Annotated in this window: 21 protein-coding genes; 8 read left to right on the forward strand and 13 right to left on the reverse strand. The window is 71.3% G+C overall.

Annotated features, from left to right (window positions below):
• The first annotated feature begins 11 nt into the window (after positions 1 to 11).
• Complete coding sequence (locus ACFYP0_RS05995) at positions 12 to 656, forward strand: DUF2306 domain-containing protein (RefSeq protein ID WP_355496805.1); 645 nt, start codon at positions 12 to 14, stop codon at positions 654 to 656.
• Here the strand turns inward: ACFYP0_RS05995 and ACFYP0_RS06000 are convergent.
• From ACFYP0_RS06000 to ACFYP0_RS06035, 8 genes are read right to left on the reverse strand one after another with little or no spacing between them, the layout of a single operon-like run.
• Positions 643 to 1,464, reverse strand: a complete 822-nt coding sequence (locus ACFYP0_RS06000; protein ID WP_386994662.1) for an IclR family transcriptional regulator — start codon at positions 1,462 to 1,464, stop codon at positions 643 to 645. The genes ACFYP0_RS05995 and ACFYP0_RS06000 overlap by 14 nt on opposite strands.
• Positions 1,461 to 1,841, reverse strand: a complete 381-nt coding sequence (pcaC, locus tag ACFYP0_RS06005; protein WP_386994664.1) for a 4-carboxymuconolactone decarboxylase — start codon at positions 1,839 to 1,841, stop codon at positions 1,461 to 1,463. Before pcaC ends, ACFYP0_RS06000 begins: the two co-directional genes overlap by 4 nt.
• Entirely contained in the window at positions 1,841 to 2,617 is a 777-nt protein-coding gene (gene pcaD / locus ACFYP0_RS06010) for a 3-oxoadipate enol-lactonase (protein WP_386994666.1), read from the reverse strand. The genes pcaC and pcaD overlap by 1 nt, the downstream gene beginning before the upstream one ends.
• Complete coding sequence (gene pcaB, locus ACFYP0_RS06015) at positions 2,614 to 3,954, reverse strand: 3-carboxy-cis,cis-muconate cycloisomerase (protein ID WP_386994669.1); 1,341 nt, start codon at positions 3,952 to 3,954, stop codon at positions 2,614 to 2,616. The genes pcaD and pcaB overlap by 4 nt, the downstream gene beginning before the upstream one ends.
• On the reverse strand, positions 3,929 to 4,501 hold the full coding sequence (gene pcaG, locus ACFYP0_RS06020) for a protocatechuate 3,4-dioxygenase subunit alpha (RefSeq protein ID WP_355496791.1): 573 nt from the start codon (positions 4,499 to 4,501) through the stop codon (positions 3,929 to 3,931). The genes pcaB and pcaG overlap by 26 nt, the downstream gene beginning before the upstream one ends.
• A complete protein-coding gene (gene pcaH, locus ACFYP0_RS06025; protein ID WP_386994671.1) occupies positions 4,494 to 5,243 on the reverse strand; it encodes a protocatechuate 3,4-dioxygenase subunit beta in 750 nt (249 codons plus the stop codon). The genes pcaG and pcaH overlap by 8 nt, the downstream gene beginning before the upstream one ends.
• Positions 5,240 to 6,025 carry a CoA-transferase subunit beta gene (locus tag ACFYP0_RS06030; protein ID WP_449289054.1) on the reverse strand — a complete coding sequence of 262 codons (786 nt, stop codon included), beginning with the start codon at positions 6,023 to 6,025 and terminating at the stop codon, positions 5,240 to 5,242. Before ACFYP0_RS06030 ends, pcaH begins: the two co-directional genes overlap by 4 nt.
• Entirely contained in the window at positions 6,022 to 6,840 is an 819-nt protein-coding gene (locus tag ACFYP0_RS06035) for a CoA transferase subunit A (RefSeq protein ID WP_386994673.1), read from the reverse strand. Before ACFYP0_RS06035 ends, ACFYP0_RS06030 begins: the two co-directional genes overlap by 4 nt.
• Before the next feature lie 296 nt (positions 6,841 to 7,136).
• Here ACFYP0_RS06035 and ACFYP0_RS06040 point away from each other — a divergent pair, with 296 nt between their 5' ends.
• The 7 genes from ACFYP0_RS06040 to ACFYP0_RS06070 all read left to right on the forward strand — a co-directional run bounded on the left by ACFYP0_RS06040 (position 7,137) and on the right by ACFYP0_RS06070 (position 14,406).
• Positions 7,137 to 8,597, forward strand: coding sequence for a benzaldehyde dehydrogenase (locus tag ACFYP0_RS06040; protein ID WP_386994675.1), 1,461 nt, complete (start codon positions 7,137 to 7,139; stop codon positions 8,595 to 8,597).
• A gap of 18 nt (positions 8,598 to 8,615) precedes the next feature.
• Positions 8,616 to 9,797 (forward strand): 4-hydroxybenzoate 3-monooxygenase, encoded by a 1,182-nt coding sequence (locus ACFYP0_RS06045; RefSeq protein ID WP_386994677.1) that lies wholly within the window; start codon positions 8,616 to 8,618, stop codon positions 9,795 to 9,797.
• A gap of 207 nt (positions 9,798 to 10,004) precedes the next feature.
• Positions 10,005 to 10,979, forward strand: a complete 975-nt coding sequence (locus ACFYP0_RS06050) for an ABC transporter substrate-binding protein (RefSeq protein WP_386994680.1) — start codon at positions 10,005 to 10,007, stop codon at positions 10,977 to 10,979.
• Positions 10,980 to 11,052: 73 nt separating this feature from the next.
• Positions 11,053 to 11,853, forward strand: a complete 801-nt coding sequence (locus ACFYP0_RS06055; protein WP_386994682.1) for an ABC transporter permease — start codon at positions 11,053 to 11,055, stop codon at positions 11,851 to 11,853.
• Positions 11,850 to 12,674 (forward strand): ABC transporter permease, encoded by an 825-nt coding sequence (locus ACFYP0_RS06060; RefSeq protein WP_386994684.1) that lies wholly within the window; start codon positions 11,850 to 11,852, stop codon positions 12,672 to 12,674. Before ACFYP0_RS06055 ends, ACFYP0_RS06060 begins: the two co-directional genes overlap by 4 nt.
• Positions 12,667 to 13,479 (forward strand): ABC transporter ATP-binding protein, encoded by an 813-nt coding sequence (locus ACFYP0_RS06065; RefSeq protein WP_124860935.1) that lies wholly within the window; start codon positions 12,667 to 12,669, stop codon positions 13,477 to 13,479. The genes ACFYP0_RS06060 and ACFYP0_RS06065 overlap by 8 nt, the downstream gene beginning before the upstream one ends.
• Positions 13,480 to 13,518: 39 nt before the next feature.
• Positions 13,519 to 14,406, forward strand: coding sequence for a PaaX family transcriptional regulator (locus tag ACFYP0_RS06070; RefSeq protein ID WP_386994685.1), 888 nt, complete (start codon positions 13,519 to 13,521; stop codon positions 14,404 to 14,406).
• On the opposite strand, the gene ACFYP0_RS06075 is transcribed toward ACFYP0_RS06070, so the two are convergent.
• The 5 genes from ACFYP0_RS06075 to ACFYP0_RS06095 all read right to left on the reverse strand — a co-directional run bounded on the left by ACFYP0_RS06075 (position 14,330) and on the right by ACFYP0_RS06095 (position 19,117).
• Positions 14,330 to 15,856 (reverse strand): acyl-CoA synthetase, encoded by a 1,527-nt coding sequence (locus ACFYP0_RS06075; protein WP_386994687.1) that lies wholly within the window; start codon positions 15,854 to 15,856, stop codon positions 14,330 to 14,332. The genes ACFYP0_RS06070 and ACFYP0_RS06075 overlap by 77 nt on opposite strands.
• Before the next feature lie 58 nt (positions 15,857 to 15,914).
• Positions 15,915 to 16,367, reverse strand: a complete 453-nt coding sequence (locus tag ACFYP0_RS06080; RefSeq protein WP_124860941.1) for a MaoC family dehydratase — start codon at positions 16,365 to 16,367, stop codon at positions 15,915 to 15,917.
• Between the two features lie 17 nt (positions 16,368 to 16,384).
• Positions 16,385 to 17,266, reverse strand: coding sequence for an amidohydrolase family protein (locus tag ACFYP0_RS06085; protein ID WP_124860943.1), 882 nt, complete (start codon positions 17,264 to 17,266; stop codon positions 16,385 to 16,387).
• Between the two features lie 50 nt (positions 17,267 to 17,316).
• Positions 17,317 to 18,243: an SDR family oxidoreductase gene (locus ACFYP0_RS06090; RefSeq protein WP_124860945.1), complete on the reverse strand. Its 927-nt coding sequence runs from the start codon at positions 18,241 to 18,243 to the stop codon at positions 17,317 to 17,319.
• Positions 18,244 to 18,355: 112 nt separating this feature from the next.
• Positions 18,356 to 19,117 carry an IclR family transcriptional regulator gene (locus ACFYP0_RS06095; protein ID WP_357007592.1) on the reverse strand — a complete coding sequence of 254 codons (762 nt, stop codon included), beginning with the start codon at positions 19,115 to 19,117 and terminating at the stop codon, positions 18,356 to 18,358.
• Between the last annotated feature and the right edge of the window lie 15 nt (positions 19,118 to 19,132).

The raw sequence follows: 19,132 nt of genomic DNA on the forward strand, positions 1-19,132 counted from the left end.
CCATCGGTGGCATGACGATGCGCGAGTGGCGGCTACCGGCCGCGTTGATCCTGCTGGGCCTGATCCCGATGCTCGCCGGCACGGGACGCCTCACCGAGCTGGGCAGCGGACCGGAGGTCACCCCGGCCAATGCGCGCTTCGTCGCCGATCCGCTGCCGGTGGTGCTGCACATCGTCGGCGCGGTGGTCTACACGATCCTCGGCGCGTTCCAGTTCGTGCCCCGTCTGCGCCGCCACTCTTGGCACCGCCGTGCCGGCCGCGCGCTCGTCCCCTGCGGGCTGACGGTCGCTTTCACCGGCCTGTGGATGGCCGTCGCGTACGACCTGCCGGCCCATGACAACGACGTGCTCGCCGGCATGCGCCTCGTCTTCGGCTCGGCCATGGCCGGCGCGATCCTGCTCGGCCTCGCCGCCGTGCTACGCCGGGACATCGCCCGGCACCGCAGGTGGATGGCGCGCGGTTACGCGATCGGCCTCGGTGCCGGCACCCAGGCGTTCACCCACGCGCCGTACCTCATCGCGACCGGCGAGCAGCCCGACGGGAACGTCCGGGCCGGGCTGGTGGTCGCCGGCTGGTTGATCAACCTTGCGGTGGCCGAGTGGTACCTGCGGCGTCCGGCGCGGGTCGTCACCGCGCCGGCCCTCAAGCTGAGCTGAGCCCGCCGGCCGTCGGTGACCGGCTCAGGCCGCCCCGGACGTCCTCCTCGATCCGCTTGGCGGCGGCCAGCAGCGGCGGGAGCAGCTCTCGACGGATCATCTCGAAGGACCCCCGGCTGGCGTGCGCGGAGACGTTCACCGCGGCGATCACCGACCCGTTCTCGCCGTGGATCGGCGCGGCCACCGAACGCAGCCCCTCTTCCAACTCCTGGTCCACGATGGCGTACCCCTGAGCGGCGATCTTCGTCAGGACGGCGCGCAGCTTGGCCGGGTCGGTGACGGTGCGCCGGGTCAGCGGCCGCAGCTGCGCGCTGGCGAGGTAGTCGTCCAGCCACTGCACCGGTTGCGCGGCGAGCAGCACCCGGCCCATGGAGGTGGCGTACGCGGGGAACCGGGTGCCGACGCTGATCCCCACGGTCATGATCCGCTTGGTGGGCACGCGGGCGACGTAGACCACCTCGTCGCCGTCGAGCACCGACACCGAGCAGGACTCGTGCACCTGCGCGACCAGCGCCTCCATGTGCCGCCGCGCGACCTCGGGCAGGCTCAGGCTGGACAGGTAGGCGTAGCCGAGTTCGAGGATCCGGGCCCGCAGCGAGAAGAGCCGGCCGTCGGTGTGCACGTAGCCCAACTCGACCAGGGTGAGCAGGAACCGGCGCGCCGCGGCCCGCGTCAACCCGGTCCGCCTGGCCACCTCGCTGAGCGTGAGCTGCGGATGTTCGCCGTCGAACGCCCGGATCACCGCGAGACCGCGCTCCAGCGACTGAACGAACTCCGGCGACCTCGTCGCCTCATCGCTCACGCTCACCCGGCCTCCTGCCGCAGGGCCTCCCGGGCCACCTTGAACGCCCGGTTCGCCGCCGGTACACCAGCGTAGACGCCGACCTGGAGCAGGACCTCCGCCACCTCCTCCGGGCTGAGCCCGTTGCGCAGCGCGGCCCGGACATGCATCGCCAACTCCTCGTCGTGGTGCAGGGTGGCGAGCACGGCGAGGGTGACGCAACTACGGGTCCGCCGGTCGAGGCCCGGCCGGCTCCACACCTCCCCCCAGGCGTAGCGGGTGATGAAGTCCTGGAAGTCGGCGGTGAACTCGTCCGTGCCGGCGATCGCCCGGTCCACGTGCGCGTCACCCAGCACCTGTCGACGTACCGTCATGCCCGCCTCGTGCCGCTCGCGGTCGTTCATCAGTCACCACGTCCCTCGTGGAAGTGTTCCAACAGGAGTCGGCACACCTGCTCGGGTTGCTCGACGTTGGCCAGGTGCGCCGCCGCGTCGACCACGGCCAGCCGGGCCCGTGCGATGCGCCCCACGATCTCGCGGGCGTGCTCCACCGGGGTGGCCGGGTCGTCCGCGCCGGCGATGACCAGCGTCGGCGCGGCGAGCCGGCCGAGGTCGGGTCGGAGGTCCATCGCGGCTATCGCCTCGCAGCAGGCGGCGTATCCGGCCGGCGACGTCGCGGTCAGCATGGCGCGGTGGGTGGCGACCACCTCCGGCCGGGCGGCGGCGAAGGCCGGGGTGAACCAGCGGGCCACCACCGCGTCGGCGATCGCCGGCATTCCCTCGGCCCGGACCGTCGCGGCTCGTGCCCGCCACTGCTCGGGTGGGCCGAGCGACGCCGACGTGCAGAGCAGCGCCAGCCGCCGCACCCGGTCGGGCGCGTACGTGGCGAGCCACATGCCCACCATGCCCCCGAGGGACAACCCCGCGTAGTGGACCCACGGCACGTCGAGGTCGTCCAGCGTCCGCAGCAGCTCCCGGCCCAGCAGGTCCAACGTGTACGGCCCGGGCGGCACCGCCGAGCGGCCGTGGCCCAGGTGGTCGTACCGGATGACCCGGAACCGTTGGGCGAGCGCCGACACCTGGGGTTCCCACATCGCGGCGGCGGTGCCGAGGGAACTGCCCAGCAGCAGCACCGGCGCGGCGGCCGGGCCGTCGACGGTGAGATGCAACCGGGTGGTCATCCGCCCGCTCCCCGGACGGCGGCCAGGGCACGGTCGACGAACCGGCCGGCCGAGCCGAGCCAGCGGTACGGGTCGAGCGCCTCGGCCAGGTCCGTGTCGGACAGGTGGGCGCGGACCTCGGGGTCGGCGAGCAGCGCGGCGCGGAACGAGGGTTCGGCGGCGGCGCGGGTCACCAGATCGTGTGCGACGCGGCGGCCGACGGCGGGCGCCAGGCGCGCGGCGACCGCCTCGGCGAGCAGGAGGCCGCCGGTCGCGTCGAGGTTCTCCCGCATCCGCTCCGGACGGACCTGGAGCCCGGTCAGCATCCGGGCGCACCGGGCGGTGGCGCCACCGGTCACGTGCAGCAGATCGAGGAGCGGCTCCCACTCGGCGTGCCAGCCGCCCGCGGCCCGCTCGTGCTCCTGCACCGCCGCGGCGAACAGGGTGGCGACGAGACCCGGACCGCGTCGCGCCGCGGCGGTGACGAGGATCGAGTCAACCGGGTTGCGCTTGTGCGGCATGGCCGAGGAGCCGCCTCGTCCGGCGCCGCCCTCGGCGACCTCACCCACCTCGTTCTGGGCGAGCAACCCGACGTCGAGCGCGACCTTGCCGGCGGCCACCAGGACCCCACCGAGGGCGGCGGCCAGGTCGAGCCAGGGTTGACGGCGGGTGTGCCAGGGCAGCGGGCTGGGCGGGAGGCCCAGGTGCGCCGCGAAACGCTCGGTGACCTCGGCGCCGGCCGGGCCGAACGCGGCCAGGGTGCCGACCGCGCCGCCGAGTTGCGCGGGCTGTGCGGCGCGGACCTGACGCAGTCGGTCCCGGGCCTGGACCAGACCGGTCAACCAGCCGGCGGCCTTGAGCCCGAAGGTGCTGGGTGCCGCCTGCTGCCCGAGTGTCCGGGCGACCATCACGGTGTCCCGGTGGGCGTGGGCCAGCCGGGCGGCGGCGTCCACTGCCCCGTCGAGGTGAGCCAGCAGCGGCCCGAGCGCCCGCACCACCACCAGGACCAGCGCGGTGTCCAGCACATCCTGGCTGGTCGCTCCGCAATGCACCCAGGATCGGGCGTGCTCCGGCACGGCGGCGGTCAGCTCTCCCACGAGCGGGACGACCGGGTTGCCGGTGGCGTCGGCGGCCCGGCCCAGCGCCGCCGGGTCGTATCGCTCGGCGCGGCACTGTTCGACGATCGCCTCGGCCGCCGGCACGGGCACGATGCCGGCGTCCGCCGCGGCCCGGGCGAGCGCGGCCTCCACGTCGAGCATCGCCTGGAGCAGGGCCTGGTCGCTGAGTTCCGCGTCGACGTCCGAGGCACCGGAGAGGCCGCCGAGCAGGCCGTCAGAGGGCGAAGAAGACGGTCTCATGGTCGCCCTGAAGGTGGATGTCGAACCGGAACCCGTCCACGGCGGGACTCGCCAGCAGAGTGCCACGGCGGTCGGCGTCGACGCTGCGCAGCACGGGGTCGGCGGCGTTCGCCGGCGACTCGTCGGGGAAGTAGAGCCGGGTGACGAGGCGGTGCAGCAGCCCGCGCCCGAAGACCGACAGGGTCAGGTGGGGGGCTTCGGTGCCGCCGTCCGGCTCGGGCAGCGCACCGGGCTTGACGGTCAGCAGCCGGTACCACCCCTGCCCGTCGGTCTCGCTCCGCCCGAATCCGCGAAAACCCGCGAGCGCGGACGGCCGGGCCCCCCGGGGGTCGTCCGGATGGTCGAACCGGCCCTCCGGGTCGGCCTGCCAGCTCTCCACCATCGCGTCGACCACCGGCGTCCCGGTGCCGTCGACGATCCGACCGCTGATCCAGAACGCGCCCGGCGTGCCCTCGGGCACCACGTACGGGCCGTCGGGCCAGCGCAGGCCGATGTGCAGGTACGGCCCGACGGTCTGCGCGGGCATGACGCCCAACTGCTCACTCATCGTCGTCCTCGTCCTCGAAAGGGGTGCTCTCCCGGCCGCGCAACACGATGTCGAATTCGTACGCCAGCGCCCACTCCGGTGCGGTGGTGGTGTGGTCGTACCGGGCGATCATCCGTTCCCGGGCCTTCGGGTCGCGGACCGCGTTGAAGATCGGGTCCTGGAAGAAGAGCGGGTCGCCCGGGAAGTACATCTGCGTCACCAGCCGCTGGGTGAACGCGCGGCCGAAGAGGGAGAAGTGGATGTGCGCCGGCCGCCAGGCGTTGTCGTGGTTACGCCAGGGGTAGGCGCCGGGCTGCACGGTGATGAACCGGTAGCGCCCCTGGTCGTCGGTGAGCGCCCGACCCACCCCTTCGAAGTGGGGGTCGAGCGGCGCCGGCCAGGTGTCCCGTGCGTCGCGGTACCGACCGGCGGCGTTGGCCTGCCAGATCTCGACCAACGTGTGGGGCACCGGTCGGCCGTCACCGTCGCGGACCCGCCCGTGCACGATGATCCGCTGTCCCTGCGGCTCACCGTCGTGCTGGCGGGTCAGGTCGTGGTCGAGCGCACCGAGCCGCCCCTCCCCCAGCAACGGCCCGGTGACCTCGGTCAGCCGCTGCGGCAGGTAGACCAGTGGCTGTCTCGGCGCCCGCGCCACTGTCGACTTGTAGCCGGGGCTGAGCAGGGGTGGGTGGGCGTCGACGTCGTCGCGCCGGTACCGCGGTAGCACCAGCCCGCTGCTGGCCTGGGTGTCCTGCGTGGTCATGGTCGTCTCCCGTCGGACTTCGTCGCCTCCAGCGCCCGCAGCGCCGCGAGTTCGCGTGCCGTCGGCGGCGCACCGGTTGTCAGTCCCTCGGCGACGGCGAGGTCCCAGCCGGTGGCCGCCCGCGCCTGCTCCCGGGTCACGCCGGGGTGCAGGTGGGTCAGGGTGAGTTCGCAGGTGACCGGATCGGGTTCGAGGACGCCGAGGTCGGTGATCACCACTCGGGGGCCTCCGCCCCGCAGACCGAGTCGCTCCCGGTCGCCCGGGCCCGTCCCGTACCCGACCGAGGTGACGAAGTCGACCCGTTCGGTGAACGTCCGCAGGTCCTGCCGGACGATCACCACGACCTCGCCGCAGGAGGCGGCGATCTCCGGGGCGCCACCGGCGCCGGGCAGCCGGACCGTCGGGGCGTCGTAGTCGCCGCCGACGACCGTGGTGTTGATGTTGCCGTAGCGGTCGAGCTGCGCGGCGCCGAGGAAGCCCACGTCGATCCGGCCGGGCTGGAGCCAGTAGTTGAACACCTCGGGCACCGAGACGACCGCGTCAGCGGTGTCGGCGAGGATCCCGTCTCCGATGGAGAGCGGAAGCCGGTCCGGCTTCGCGCCGAGGCACCCGGATTCGTAGATGAGCACCAGGTTCGGGGCGTGGGTCGCCCGGGCGAGATTCGCCGCCGTGCTGGGCAACCCGATCCCGACGAAACAGGCGGCGCCGTCGCGTAGTTGCCGGGCTGCGGCGACGGTCATCATCTCGTCCGCGGTCCAGCCGGTCGTCAGTTCGTCGGTCACGCCGCCGCCCCGGCCTTGTGCACGTGCTCGTCCAGCCAGGCGCGGAAGGTGTCGCGGTGCCGGCTGACGGCGTCCCAGTCGCGGTAGAAGTCGTTGTCGCGTACCGAGTAGCCGTGGGCGTAGGAGGGGTGCGCGCCTCCGGGCACCTCGGCCACCGCGGTGACCGCCCAGCCGGGCAGGACCACCTGCCCGGGTACGGGTTCCAACTCGTCCACGATCTCCTCGACGGTGACCAGTGACCGATGGGCGGCGAGCACCGCCTCCTTCTGCACCCCGGTGATGCCCCACATCTGCACGTTGCCGTTCCGGTCGGCGCGCTGGGCGTGCACCACCGTCACGTCCGGACGCAGGGCGGGGACGGCGGTCAGCGTCTCGCCGGTGAACGGGCAGGTGATGGGCCGGATGTTGGTGGTGTGCCGGGGCAGGTCGGTGCCGGTGTAGCCGCGCAGGACGGCGAACGGCAGCCCGGACGCCCCGGCGACGTACCGGTTGGCCATGCCCGCGTGACTGTGCTCCTCCAGTTCGAGTGGACGTGGCCAGGCGTGCTGCACGGCGTCCCGGAAGCGGTGCAGCGACCCGACGCCCGGATTGCCACCCCAGGAAAAGACCAGGCGACGGGCGCAGCCCGCCCCAATCAGCTGGTCGTAGATGACGTCGGGGGTCATCCGCACGAGGGTCAGATCCTGCCGCCCCTGGCGGATGATCTCGTGACCGGCGGCGAACGGAATGAGGTGCGTGAACCCTTCCAGGGCCACCACGTCGCCGTCGCGGACCAGGTGCGCCACGCCGTCGGTCAGCGAGACGAGCTTCGCCATGGGCCTCCCCGCCTCCTGCGCGAACCGTGCTGCCGCCAGCCGTTCGCTATGCGGACTGCCGTACTCATCTCGAACGTACGACGGGGAACGGCATCCGTCAACGACAGGCCGGACCGCCGTCCACAGTGACCGGCAATCACGCCGGGCGATGCGTTGACGCGAGCGGGACCACGTGCCAACGTTCATGGAGAGAACGGCCGTTCGGTAAGCGAACACCTCCGGGCCCTTCATGAGCGGAAGTCCGCCCGGTCACCCCGGGACCAGCCCACCGGCCCCACGCTCCGAGGAGGACCGCCATGACACTGCTGGACGTCACGACCTGGCAGGGCACCCTGCACAGCGACGGCTGGGTGGAACCGGCCGGCGGCACGGCACCGGTGCGATCCCCCGCCACCGGCGAGGAGATCGGCCGGGTCGGCGTGGCGAACGCCGAGGACGTGACGCGCGCCTGCGCTCGCGCCGCTGCCGCTCAGCGCGCCTGGGCCGCCACCGGCTACGCCGAGCGGGCCGCGGTGCTGCGCCGGGCCGGGCAGCTGTTCGAGCGGCACGCCGCCGAGATCGGCGACTGGATCGTGCGGGAGTCCGGGTCCATTCCACCCAAGGCCGGCGTCGAGACCGACACCGCGGCGCAGGAATGCTACGAGGCGGCGGCGCTGGCCTCGCACCCGCTCGGCGAGATCATCCCGAGCGCGCAACCGCGGCTCAGCCTGGCTCGCCGGTTGCCCGTCGGCGTCGTCGGGGTCATCGCGCCGTTCAACTTCCCGCTCATCCTGGCCACCCGTTCCGTCGCCCCGGCCCTGGCGCTGGGCAACGCCGTGGTGCTCAAGCCCGATCCGCGCACGGCGGTCTGCGGCGGTGTCTCGATCGCCCGAGTCTTCGAGGAGGCCGGCCTGCCCGACGGGCTGCTGCACGTCCTTCCCGGCGGTGTCGAGGTCGGGGAGGCGCTGGTGGCCGACCCGAACGTACGGGTGATCAGCTTCACCGGGTCGACCGCTGCCGGCCGCAAGGTCGGCGAGGCGGCAGCACGCCACCTCAAACGCGCACACCTCGAACTCGGTGGCAACTCGGCGCTGATCGTGCTCGACGACGCCGATCTGGACCTCGCGGTCTCCGCTGGCGCCTGGGGGTCGTTCCTGCACCAGGGCCAGATCTGCATGACCACCGGCCGCCACCTGGTGCACGAGAGTCTGTCCGAGCGGTACGTCGAGCGGCTGGCGGAGAAGGCGAACCACCTGCCGGTCGGCGACCCGGCGAAGGAGCAGGTGGCGCTCGGGCCGATCATCGACGAGCGCCAGCGCGACAAGGTCCACGCACTGGTCACGGCGAGCGTCGACGCGGGTGCCCGACTGGCGGCCGGGGGCACGTACGAGGGGCTGTTCTATCGGCCGACGGTGCTCACCGACGTCACCCCCGCGACCCCGGCGTACGCCCAGGAGGTCTTCGGCCCGGTCGCGCCGGTGATCACCTTCGCCGACCAGGACGAGGCCGTGCAGTTGGCGCGGCAGACCGAGTACGGCCTGTCGTTGGGCATCCTGGGCCGCGACGTGATGAGGGCGATGGCCATCGCCGACCGGATCCCCAGCGGGATCGTGCACATCAACGATCAGACAGTGAGCGACGAGGCGGTGGCGCCGTTCGGTGGGGTGGGGGCGTCCGGCACCGGCTCTCGGTTCGGTGGGGCCGCGGCGAACGTCGAGGCGTTCACCGAGACCCAGTGGCTCACCGTGCAGGGCGCCATCACGCGGTACCCGTTCTGACGCCGGGAGGAGAGGAGCATGCCGGGAATGCGTACCCAGGTCGGCATCGTCGGGGCGGGGCCGGCGGGGCTCATGCTGTCGCACCTGCTGCACCTGCGCGGAATCGAGTCGGTGGTGCTGGAGAGCCGCAGCCGCGAGCACGTCGAGCACCGGCTCCGGGCCGGGGTCCTCGAACAGGGCTCGGTCGACCTGCTCTGCCGCAGCGGCGTCGGTGAGCGCCTGCGACGGGAAGGGCTGCGCCACGAGGGCATCGAGCTGCGCTTCGCCGGGGAGTCACACCGGGTGCCGATGGCGGATCTGACCGGGCGGGCGATCACCGTCTACGGGCAGCAGGAGGTGGTCAAGGACCTGATCGCCGCCCGACTCGCGGCCGGTGGCTCGATCCTCTTCGAGGCCGACGCGACAGGCCTGGACGGTCTCGACTCGGACGCGCCGGTCGTCCACTTTCGACAGGACGGGCGGGAAGAGGAGCTGCACTGCGATTTCGTGGCCGGCTGCGACGGGTTCCATGGAGTGAGCCGCGGCGCGGTGCCCGAGGGGGTGCTGACCACCTACGAGCGGGCGTACCCCTTTGCCTGGTTGGGCGTCCTCGCCGCCGCGGCGCCGGCGGTGGACGAACTCATCTACGCCAACCACGAACGGGGCTTCGCCCTCTACAGCATGCGATCCCCCGAGATCTCTCGGCTGTACCTACAGGTCGCGCCGGACGAGGACATCGCCGCGTGGCCGGACGAGCGGATCTGGACGGAGCTGCGGGCCCGGTTGGAGACGGTGCCGGGGTGGTCGCTCAACGAGGGGCCGATCCTGGAGAAGTCCATCACCCCGATGCGCAGCTTCGTGGTCGAGCCGATGCGGTGGGAGCGGTTGTTCCTGGCCGGGGACGCCGTGCACATCGTCCCACCCACCGGCGCGAAGGGCATGAACCTTGCCCTCGCCGACGTCGCGCTGCTCGGGGACGCGTTCGCCGCCTGGTACGACGGGGGCCGCACCGATCTGCTGGATGCCTACTCGGCCACAGCGTTGCGCCGGGTCTGGCGAGCCCAGCACTTCTCCTGGTGGATGACCTCGATGCTGCACCGGCTGGAACGCGACGACCCGTACGAGACGAAGCTGCAGACCGCCACGCTGAGGTACGTCGCCACCTCCGAGGCGTACGCCAGGAGCCTGTCCGAGAACTACGTGGGCCTGCCCGAGGTCTGAGCGCGAGCCGGTGCGACGCCTCCACAGCAGAGCGTTGTTCAACTTATTCATGACGGGCGTCAGAAATTATTGACTTTCGATGCCGGGGTGACTGACCATGGCCAACACAGCGGCGTGCGCCCCCACGCAGCGGTAGTTCACCTGCAGATCCGAGGCATCCGCCGACTTCCGACGCACCCACCACCCCGCCCAGGAAGGGCCTCGTCAATGAAGAAGGTCATGGCTCTCGGGCTGATCGCCGCTACCGCGATCGCCCTCACCGGATGTACCGACTCCGACGCGTCCAAAACGTCCGACCAGCCCTCGGGGGACCTGCGCAAGGTCCGGGTCGCGGCGCTGCCCATCACCGAGACCGCCGCGCTCTGGGGCGGAGTCAAGGCAGGCATCTTCGCCGAGCGCGGGCTCCAGGTCGAGGTACTGCCCGCCCAGGGCGGCGCGCAGGCCATTCCGGCACTTTTGAACGGCGACATCGACTTCGCGATCGGCCAGCCCTTCGGCCCGTTCCGGGCCGACCTGCGGGATCTCGGCGTCGTCATCATCGGCAACTACGCCTCCTCGTACGCCGACGGCGAAGACATCAACGCCGTGGTCGCCTCGGCGAAATCCGGCATCAAACGACCGGCCGACCTCGCCGGCAAACGGGTCTCGGTCAACAGCCTGGGCGCGGCCGGCGACGTGACGATCATGGCGGCGGTCGAGAAGGACGGCGGTGACCCGTCGACAATCAAGTTCGTCGAGGTCGCCTTCCCAGACGCCCCGGCCCAACTCGAATCCGGCAACATCGACGCCGCCTGGGTGCCGGAGCCCTTCGTCACCCAACTGAAGACCCGCGGCGACACCTTCATCGTCGCGCCCTACCAGGCGGTGGTGCCCGGCCTGGCCACGCTCACCACCATCACCACCAAGGAACGCACCGAGAAGGACGCCAAGCTGGTCGAGGACTTCACCGCAGCGATGAAGAAGACGCTGGAGTGGGCCAAGGACCCCGCCAACGAGGCATCCCTGCGGCAGGCCATCAAGGACAACCTGGAGCTGCCGCCACCGGTGGCCGAGTCGGTGCGGCTGCCGGCCTTCGGTTGGGAGGTCGACCGGTCGAGCCTGCAGACGCTCGCCGAGCTCGCGCAGAAGTACAAGGTTCTCGACAAGCAACCCAACTTCGATCGTCTCATCCAGCAGCAGTAGCTGGCGCGTCCCCGCCCTCCCCGACCCCCCGGACCGGGGAGGGCCTCGCCGCCCGCCTGACGACGGGAGTGACATGCGAGTGTTCCCCAGCCGACGCCTGCGCGCGTTACGCAAAGCGGTGCTGGGCGTCGTCGGCCTGACCGGGTTCCTCGTCGTCTGGCAGCTGATCCCGACGCTGGGCCTGATCAACCCGCTGTATCTGCCGTACGTGACAGACGTGCTGGCGCGGCTGTTCGAGCAGCTCGTCGACCTCGCGTTCTGGCGGCGGCTGGGCAGCACCATGACGTCCTGGGCGATCGGCCTGACGGTGGCGACGGTCGCCGCCGTCGTCCTCGGCACTGTCGTCGGGCTGGTGCCGTTCCTACGGCGCGCGACCCACACCATGGTCGAGTTCCTGCGACCGATCCCATCGGTCGCCCTCATCCCGCTCGCCGTGCTGATGTTCGGCATCCAGCGGCAGGCCGCCCTCGTCATCATCATCTACGCGTCGTTCTGGCAGGTGTTCGTGCAGGTGATCTACGGTGTCGCCGACGTCGATGCGGTGGCGCGCGACACCGCCCGCAGTTTCGGTCTGACCCGGCGGGAACAGTTGTCGCACCTCGTCCTGCCCACCACCCTGCCGTACCTCATGACGGGCCTGCGCCTCGCGGCGGCGGTGGCGCTCATCCTCGCCATCACCGCGGAGATGGTGATCGGTAACCCCGGCCTCGGGCGCATGATCGAGCTTTCCCGGTCCGCCGGAGACGCCGCCGGCCTGTACGCGCTGGTCGTGGTCACCGGCCTGCTCGGGCTCATGGTGAACATCGTCTTCCGGTTCATCGAGCGTCGGGTGCTGTCGTGGCACCAGTCGGTACGAGGAGAGGAGCCGTTGTGACCGCGTACACCGGGCGGATCGCCACCACGGCACGCAGCCGGACGGTCGGATCCCGGATCGCGGCGAGCCTGCTCTACCCGTTGGGGTTGCCGACGCTGCTGCTGGTGCTCTGGGGTCTGGTGGCGACGAGGTCGACGAATCGGTTCTTCCCCGACCCGTTGACGATCGCCGAGGCTTTCAGGGAGACCTGGATCGGCCCGGCGTTCGTCGAGGACGTGCTGCCCAGCCTCGCCCGCCTCGGCCTCGGTGTCGCGGCGTCGATCGTGCTCGGCATCGCCGCCGGCACCGTCATCGGCCTGACCCGCTGGTTGCGCGAACTCCTCGAACCGCTGCTGGAGTTCCTCCGGGCCATCCCGCCACCGGTGCTGATTCCGGTGGCGATGCTCCTGCTCGGGATCACCGACACCATGAAGATCGTCGTGATCGTCTCCGGCGCGATCTGGCCGATCCTACTGAACACGATCGAGGGTGTCCGGGGGACGGACAGCGTCATGACGGAGACCGCGGAATCATTTCAGGTGACCTGGTGGGAGCGGCTCTGGTTCCTCGTGCTCCCGGCGGCCAGCCCACGGATCATGGCCGGGGTCCGGCAGGCCCTCTCGGTAGCGCTGATCCTGATGGTCATCTCCGAGATGTTCGCCTCCTCCTCCGGCCTCGGCTACCGGATCGCCTACTTCCAGCGCAACTACCTGATCGCCGAGATGTGGAGTGGCATCCTCCTCCTCGGTCTCGTCGGCGTCTTCCTCGCCGTAGCTTTCGGTCTCGTCGAACGGCGTGTTCTGCGCTGGTACCACGGAATCAGGGAGGTCAACCGTGCCTGATCGGAGCACGCTGCTGCGGGTGGAGCACCTGCGGAAGGTCTACGAGTCGGCGACGGGCACCGTCGAGGCGATCGGGGACATCAGCTTCACCATGGACGCCGGTGAGCTCGTCTGCATCGTCGGGCCGTCCGGTTGTGGCAAGACCACCCTGCTGAAGTGCCTCGCCGGCCTGCTGCGGCCCACCAGCGGCGTGGTCGAGATGGACGGCTCGCCGGTGACCGGGCCCAGCCCGGCCATGGCCGTCGTGTTCCAGGAGTACGGTCGCAGCCTCTACCCCTGGCTGACAGTGCGCGGGAACGTCGAGCTGCCACTGCGGCACAAGAAGCTCACCCGCGCGGCCCGGGACAAGCTGGTCGTCGACGCTCTTGAGGCGGTGGGGCTCGCGCACGCCGCGCGAAGCCACCCGTGGCAGCTGTCTGGGGGGATGCAACAGCGGGTGGCGATCGCGCGGGCGATCGCCTACCAGCCTGACGTCCTGATCATGGACGAACCGTTCGCCGCCGTGGACGCGCAGACCCGGGCCGACCTGGAGGACCTGGTCCGCGAGCTGCACGCCAGCCGCACCATCTCGGTTGTCTTCGTCACTCACGACATCGACGAGTCGGTCTATCTCGGTCAGCGGGTTCTAGTATTGTCCACGTCGCCGACCTGGGTCCAGGAGGACCTCGCGATCGACCTGCCGCCGGAGCGCGATCAGATCACGACCCGCGCTCTGCCCCGTTTCACGGAACTGCGGACGCACGTCTACGACCAGATCCAGCGGGCCAAGCGCGGGCAGGCTGTGGCCCCGCGATCCGCGCGGTGATCGGCGGCCAGGCCAACGAGTTCGCCGAAGGGAAGCGCTGTGGGTAGTCGTCAGCCGAAGCAGTTGTTGCTCGCCTTCTTCGGCGAACACGTCGTCGACGCCGCCACGGGACCCATCCGGGCAAGCGCTCTGATCAACGTGCTGGAAGGCGCGGACGTCGCCGCGCCGGCCACCCGCGCGACCCTCGACCGTCTCGTGCACAGCGGCATCCTCGCCCGCAGCAGGAACGGCCGGGAGACACTGTTCTCGCTGACCGAGCACGGGGCCGCGGTGCTGCGCGAGGCGACGTACCGCGTTCGCGGGCCGCGGCCGTTCGACCCACAGGGCAGCGGGTGGACCCTGGTCACCTTCTCGATCCCGGAGGGCCAGCGGATGCTGCGGCACCGGCTGCGTTCCACCCTCACCTGGGAGGGCTTCGCGCCGATCCGGGACGGGCTCTGGCTGGCGCCCGGCGAGGTCGACCTCGCCGGGTCGTTGGAGCGGCTGCGGCAGGACCTCGCACCCAACACCGTGGTCGCCTTCCACGCCCGCGAACTCGCCGGCTTCCCGATCGGCGAGAGCGTGCGCGCGGCCTGGGACATCGAGGCGATCCGACGCGCGCACCTCGCCTTCATCGAGGTGTGGGACGACCCGTCCGCGCTGGCGATGGCGCCGAGCGCCCTCACCGTACGAACCATGCTCGTGGCGGACTGGCTCGCGCTGCTGCGCGCGGACCCGAGGCTGCCGGCCGAGTTCATGGACGCGGAGTGGCCCGCCGCGAGATCGGTGCGGACCTACCGCCGGATGCACGACAAGCTGGCCGAGGCGTCCGCGGCGGAATTCGCCGAACTCGTCGCGGCCCGGCCCGCGGCTAGGCGCCGAACCGGTTCCGCAGATCGGCCTTCCGCACCTTCCCCGACGCCGTCCGCGGCAGCTCGTCCACGATGACGACGTTCTTCGGGAGCTTGTAGCGCGCGATCCTGCCGTCCAGGCGGGCCCGAACGGTGGCGGTGTCCACCGACGCCCCCTCCCGTACGGTCACGATCGCCCACGGCACCTCCCCCCAACGCTCGTCCGGCACGCCGATGACCGCCGCCGAGGTCACCCCGTCGACCTCGGTGAGCAGCTGCTCGAGTTCGAGCGGGTAGATGTTCTCGCCTCCCGAAATGATCATGTCCTTGAGGCGGCCGGAGATGTAGAGGTAGCCGTCGGCGTCCAGGTGGCCGAGGTCGCCGGAGCGGAACCACCCGTCGGCCGTGAACGCCTCGGCGGTCGCCTCCGGCAACTCGTGGTAGCCGGGGAAGACGTTGGGACCGGCCACCTCGATCTCACCGACAGCGCCGGCGGGCAGCACCGCACCGGCCGCATCGGTGATCCGCACGTCGGTGAAGAAGTGCGGCAGACCGACACTGCCCTGCTTGACGCGGGTCATCGTGGGCGGCAGCGCGGTGGCGCCCGGCGCGGCCTCGGTCATTCCGTAACCCTGGGAGAACGACAGGCCACGCGCCTCGTACGCGTTGAGGATGCGGGCCGGCACCGCCGAACCTCCGCAGGTGAGCTTCGTCAACGTCGACAGGTCGGTCGACGCCCAGGCGGGGTGGTCCGCCAGCAGCTGGTAGGTGGTTGGCACACCGCTGAGCATGGTGACCCCGTGCCGCTCGATCTGCGCGAGCGCGCGGCCCGGCTCGAAGCCCTTCTCGATGACCATCGTGGCGCCCTTGAGGATGACGGGCAGGGCGCCCATCCCGAGCGAGGCGACGTGGAACAGCGGCGAGATCATGAGGGCGACGTCGGTGGAGACGACGTCGTAGTCGACCACACAGTTGAGCGCCACCCAGGTGAGGTTGCCGTGGGTCAGCACCGCACCCTTGGCCCGGCCGGTCGTGCCCGAGGTGTAGACGATCGCGGCCGGATCCTCGTGGGCGGTGTCGGCGTGGTCGGTGAACGGGGTGGCGGCGACCCGGGCAAGGTGGGCCAGCCCGGGCCGGTCCACGCTGCCCGCACCGTTGACGATGATGTACGGGGTCTGGGCGGTCGCCGCGGCGGAGGCCACCGGCACCGCGAAGTCCGGGTCGTGGATCAACACCCGCGCGGCACAGTCGGCGAGGACGTAGCCGATCTCGGGTGCGGCGAGTCGGGTGTTGACCGGCACGAAGACCGCCCCTACCTGCGCCGCCCCGAACATCACCTGGAGGAGTTCGGGGCTGTTCTCGCCCAGGTAGGCGACGGAGTCGCCGTTGCCGACGCCCCGCTCGCGCAGCACCGCCGAGATCCGGTCCGCGGCGTCGGCGAACTGGCGGTACGTCATGGGCGACCGGTCGCCGTGGATGATCGCGATCTGGTCCGGGGACTTGAGCCGGCGCTTGGCCAGCCAGGCGCCAATTCCGTGCTGGTGCATCATCATTCTCCTGGGGTGGAGGTGGTGTGCTCGCCCGGCTCGACGGATGCCCCCGGGATCAGGCGTAGAAGCGGTACAGCCCGCGCGCGACGACCGCCGGCTTGGTCCCGCCCTCGATCTCGACCGTCTGGTCGACGGCGAGCTGGTAGCCGCCGCGGACCTCGACGACCTCGACGACGGTGGCCCGCATCCGCACCCGCGCCCCGACCACGACCGGCGCGGGGAAACGCACCTTGTCGAGGCCGTAGTTCACCTTCGTGGTCACGCCCTTGACCTCGAGCAGCTCGGTCCAGAAGGGAACCGCCAGGGAGAGGGTGAGGAAGCCGTGCGCGATCGGTGCGCCGAACGGGCCGGTCCTCGCCCGTTCCGGGTCGACGTGGATCCACTGGTGGTCGTCCGTGGCGTCCGCGAACAGGTCCACCTGGTCCTGGGTGACCGTGCGGTACCCGGTGTAGCCGAGATCGGTGCCGGCGAGGTCGCCGAGCCGGTCGTAGGTGATGGTCGTCGTCATGGCGTTTCCTCTCGTCGTCACCGGGCCAGGCCCAGCAGTCGGGCCGCGTTGTCCTTCAGGATGCCCGGGAGCACGTCCGGCCTGAGGTCGGTCGCCTGCACGTCGCGAAGCCACCGGTCCGGGGTGAGCATCGGGTAGTCGGTGCCGAAGAGCACCCGTCGCTTCAGCAGCGAGTTCGCGTAGCGCACCAGCTCGGGCGGGAAGTACTTCGGGCTCCAGCCGGACAGGTCGATCCAGGTGTTGTGCTTGTGCGTGGCCACCGACAACGCCTCGTCCTGCCAGGGCACCGACGGGTGGGCCATGATGATCTGGAGGTCGGGGAAGTCGGCCGCGATCGGGTCGAGCAGGATCGGGTTCGACCGGCCAAGGCGCAGGCCGTAGCCGCCTGGCGTACCCGCGCCGATGCCGGTCTGCCCGGTGTGGAAGAGCGCCGGGACGCCGGCCTGCTCCAGTAGGCCCCACAGCGGCGCGTACTCGTCGTGGCTGGGGTCGAAGCCCTGCACAGTGGGGTGGAACTTGAAGCCGCGAACGCCCTCCTCCCGGATCAACCGATCGGCGAGTTCGAGGGCCGCTCCCCCGGTGCGCGGATCGACCGACCCGAACGGGATGAGCACGTCGGCGTGCTCGGCCGCCGCGCGGGCGATGGCGACGCTCGACAGTGGCTGGTGCTTCAGTTGAGTGCGCGCGTCCACGGTGAAGACGACCGCCGCCATGTGCCGCTCGCGGTAGTACCGCGCCACCGCCTCGACGGCGGGCCGTGGGCCGTCCGTCTTGAAGTACGCCGACGCCGCCGCCACGAGTGGTTCGGGCAGTGAGGTGTGACCGTGGTCGTCGACCTCGATGTGCACGTGCATGTCGATCGCCGTGACGTCGTCGAGGTCGATCGCGGGCTGGTACATGGGGCCAACCTCCGTCGGCGGGTCTGTTCGGGCCGGTCTGCTCGGGCCGGTCAGGACGGCGCGGGCTCGAACTCCTCGGGGAGTTCCGGGAAGCGTTCGCCGACACTCTGCGCGGCACCGGCGAACGTCGTCGGCCAGGCCTCCAGCAGCGCGTCGTACGTCCAGCCGCCCTCGCGGTGCGCGGTCAGCGCCGCCTCCGGGTGGGTCCAGATCTGCAGGCGGTCCCCGCCGACACCGATCACCTGCCCGGTCACCGAGGCCGCCGCGTCGGAGCCGAGGAACGCGACGAGCCCGGCTACGTCGTCCGCCGTGCCGAATCCCAGCTCATGTCGGAAGAACGCGGGCATCGGCTCGCCGTTCGCCTCGGCCCGCACCGCCGCCGCGAAGTAGGGAACGGTGGCGGTCATCGCGGTCGCGGCGACCGGGACGACGGTGTTGGCGGTGATGCCGGCCCGCTTCAGCTCCAGTGCCCAGGTCCGGACCATGCCGACAATGCCCGCCTTGGCGGCCGCGTAGTTGGTCTGGCCGAAGTTGCCCCGCTGCCCGGTGGGTGACCCGACGCAGATGATCCGCCCGCCCTCGCCGGCCTGCCGCATGTGTTGCACCGCCTCGCGCACGGTGGTGAACGTGCCACGCAGGTGCACGTTGATGACGGTGTCGAAGTCGTCGTCGCTCATCTTCCACAGCACCGTGTCGCGCAGCACGCCGGCGTTGGTGACGAGGATGTCCAGCCGTCCGAAGTGCTCGACCGCCGTGCTGACGAGTTCCTTCGCGGTCTCAGTCGGGCCGACCGGTGCGACCACCGCGACGGCCCGACCGCCGGACGTCTCGATCGTCGCCACGGTGTCGGCGGTGGCCTCGGCGTCGACGTCGTTGACCACGACCGAGGCGCCCCGCCGCGCCAACTCCTGCGCGTAGGCGAGGCCGAGACCCCGCCCGGCCCCGGTGACGATGGCGACTTTGCCGTCCAGTGACATGAGTGCTCCCTTTCGTCGATGCCGATCTGCGCACGAAGGTGGGGAGTAACACGCGCACCGGCAACGTAATGCAGAATTTGACCGGGCGTCAACGATTTGCAGTCTGTCTACATCAGACGGCAGGGCGGGTGGAGTTGTTCAGCGCCCGGGAGACCACCCGGCCGGCGGCCTGGACCAGCGGCGCCAACGCCACCGGGTCCGCCCGGTCGTGGGCGACCACCAGCGAGATCGCCGCCACCACACCCTCTGGTACGCGGATCGGCGCGGCCACCGAGAGGGCGTCCATCGTGACCTGACGGTCGCTGACCGCGTACCCGGCCCGGCGTACCTCGGCGAGGCAGCGACGCAGCCGCTTCGGGTCGGTGATGGTCAGTTCGGTGTACCGCTCCAGCGGCGCGGCCAGCACCTGCTCCTGGACCTCGGCGGGCGCGTGAGCGAGCAGGACCAGCCCGACGCCGGTGGCGTGCAGCGCGAAGCGACCCCCCACCCGGGTGAGCACGGGCACCGCGTGTCGCCCGGCGATCCGTTCGATGAAGACGAGTTCGAGATCCTGCCGGACGGCGAGCTGAACGTTCTCGTGGGTCACCTCGTACAGGTCCTCCATCACCGGCAGGGCCAGGTCCCGCAGCCCCAGGCCCCTGGGGGCGAGCGAGCCCACCTCCCACAGCCGCAGACCGATCCGGTACCGCCCGTCGTCGCCGCGTTCCAGTGCCCCCCACGCGACCAGCTCCGCGGCCCGCCGGTACACGGTGGGCAGTGGCATCCCGGTGCGACGCGCCAACTCGCTCAGGGTCAACGCCGGGGTGGCCGGGCTGAACGCGTCGAGCAACGCCAGCACCTTGCTCGTCACCGACCGTCCCGGTTCTGCGCGCACCCCGTCATCATCCCC

This window comes from Micromonospora arida (genome assembly GCF_042873195.1).
GTDB lineage: Bacteria > Actinomycetota > Actinomycetes > Mycobacteriales > Micromonosporaceae > Micromonospora > Micromonospora arida.

Bases quoted from the DNA above. Each gene is read 5' to 3' on its own strand.
- ACFYP0_RS06085 (WP_124860943.1), bottom strand. From the start codon at position 17,266: ATGTACCAGCCCGCGATCGACCTCGACGACGTCACGGCGATCGACATG.
- ACFYP0_RS06055 (WP_386994682.1), top strand. From the start codon at position 11,053: ATGCGAGTGTTCCCCAGCCGACGCCTGCGCGCGTTACGCAAAGCGGTG.
- pcaH (WP_386994671.1), bottom strand. From the start codon at position 5,243: ATGACCACGCAGGACACCCAGGCCAGCAGCGGGCTGGTGCTACCGCGG.
- ACFYP0_RS06050 (WP_386994680.1), top strand. From the start codon at position 10,005: ATGAAGAAGGTCATGGCTCTCGGGCTGATCGCCGCTACCGCGATCGCC.
- pcaB (WP_386994669.1), bottom strand. From the start codon at position 3,954: ATGAGACCGTCTTCTTCGCCCTCTGACGGCCTGCTCGGCGGCCTCTCC.
- pcaC (WP_386994664.1), bottom strand. From the start codon at position 1,841: ATGAACGACCGCGAGCGGCACGAGGCGGGCATGACGGTACGTCGACAG.
- ACFYP0_RS06080 (WP_124860941.1), bottom strand. From the start codon at position 16,367: ATGACGACGACCATCACCTACGACCGGCTCGGCGACCTCGCCGGCACC.
- ACFYP0_RS06035 (WP_386994673.1), bottom strand. From the start codon at position 6,840: ATGGCGAAGCTCGTCTCGCTGACCGACGGCGTGGCGCACCTGGTCCGC.
- ACFYP0_RS06090 (WP_124860945.1), bottom strand. From the start codon at position 18,243: ATGTCACTGGACGGCAAAGTCGCCATCGTCACCGGGGCCGGGCGGGGT.
- pcaD (WP_386994666.1), bottom strand. From the start codon at position 2,617: ATGACCACCCGGTTGCATCTCACCGTCGACGGCCCGGCCGCCGCGCCG.
- pcaG (WP_355496791.1), bottom strand. From the start codon at position 4,501: ATGAGTGAGCAGTTGGGCGTCATGCCCGCGCAGACCGTCGGGCCGTAC.
- ACFYP0_RS06045 (WP_386994677.1), top strand. From the start codon at position 8,616: ATGCCGGGAATGCGTACCCAGGTCGGCATCGTCGGGGCGGGGCCGGCG.
- ACFYP0_RS05995 (WP_355496805.1), top strand. From the start codon at position 12: ATGACGATGCGCGAGTGGCGGCTACCGGCCGCGTTGATCCTGCTGGGC.
- ACFYP0_RS06075 (WP_386994687.1), bottom strand. From the start codon at position 15,856: ATGCACCAGCACGGAATTGGCGCCTGGCTGGCCAAGCGCCGGCTCAAG.
- ACFYP0_RS06040 (WP_386994675.1), top strand. From the start codon at position 7,137: ATGACACTGCTGGACGTCACGACCTGGCAGGGCACCCTGCACAGCGAC.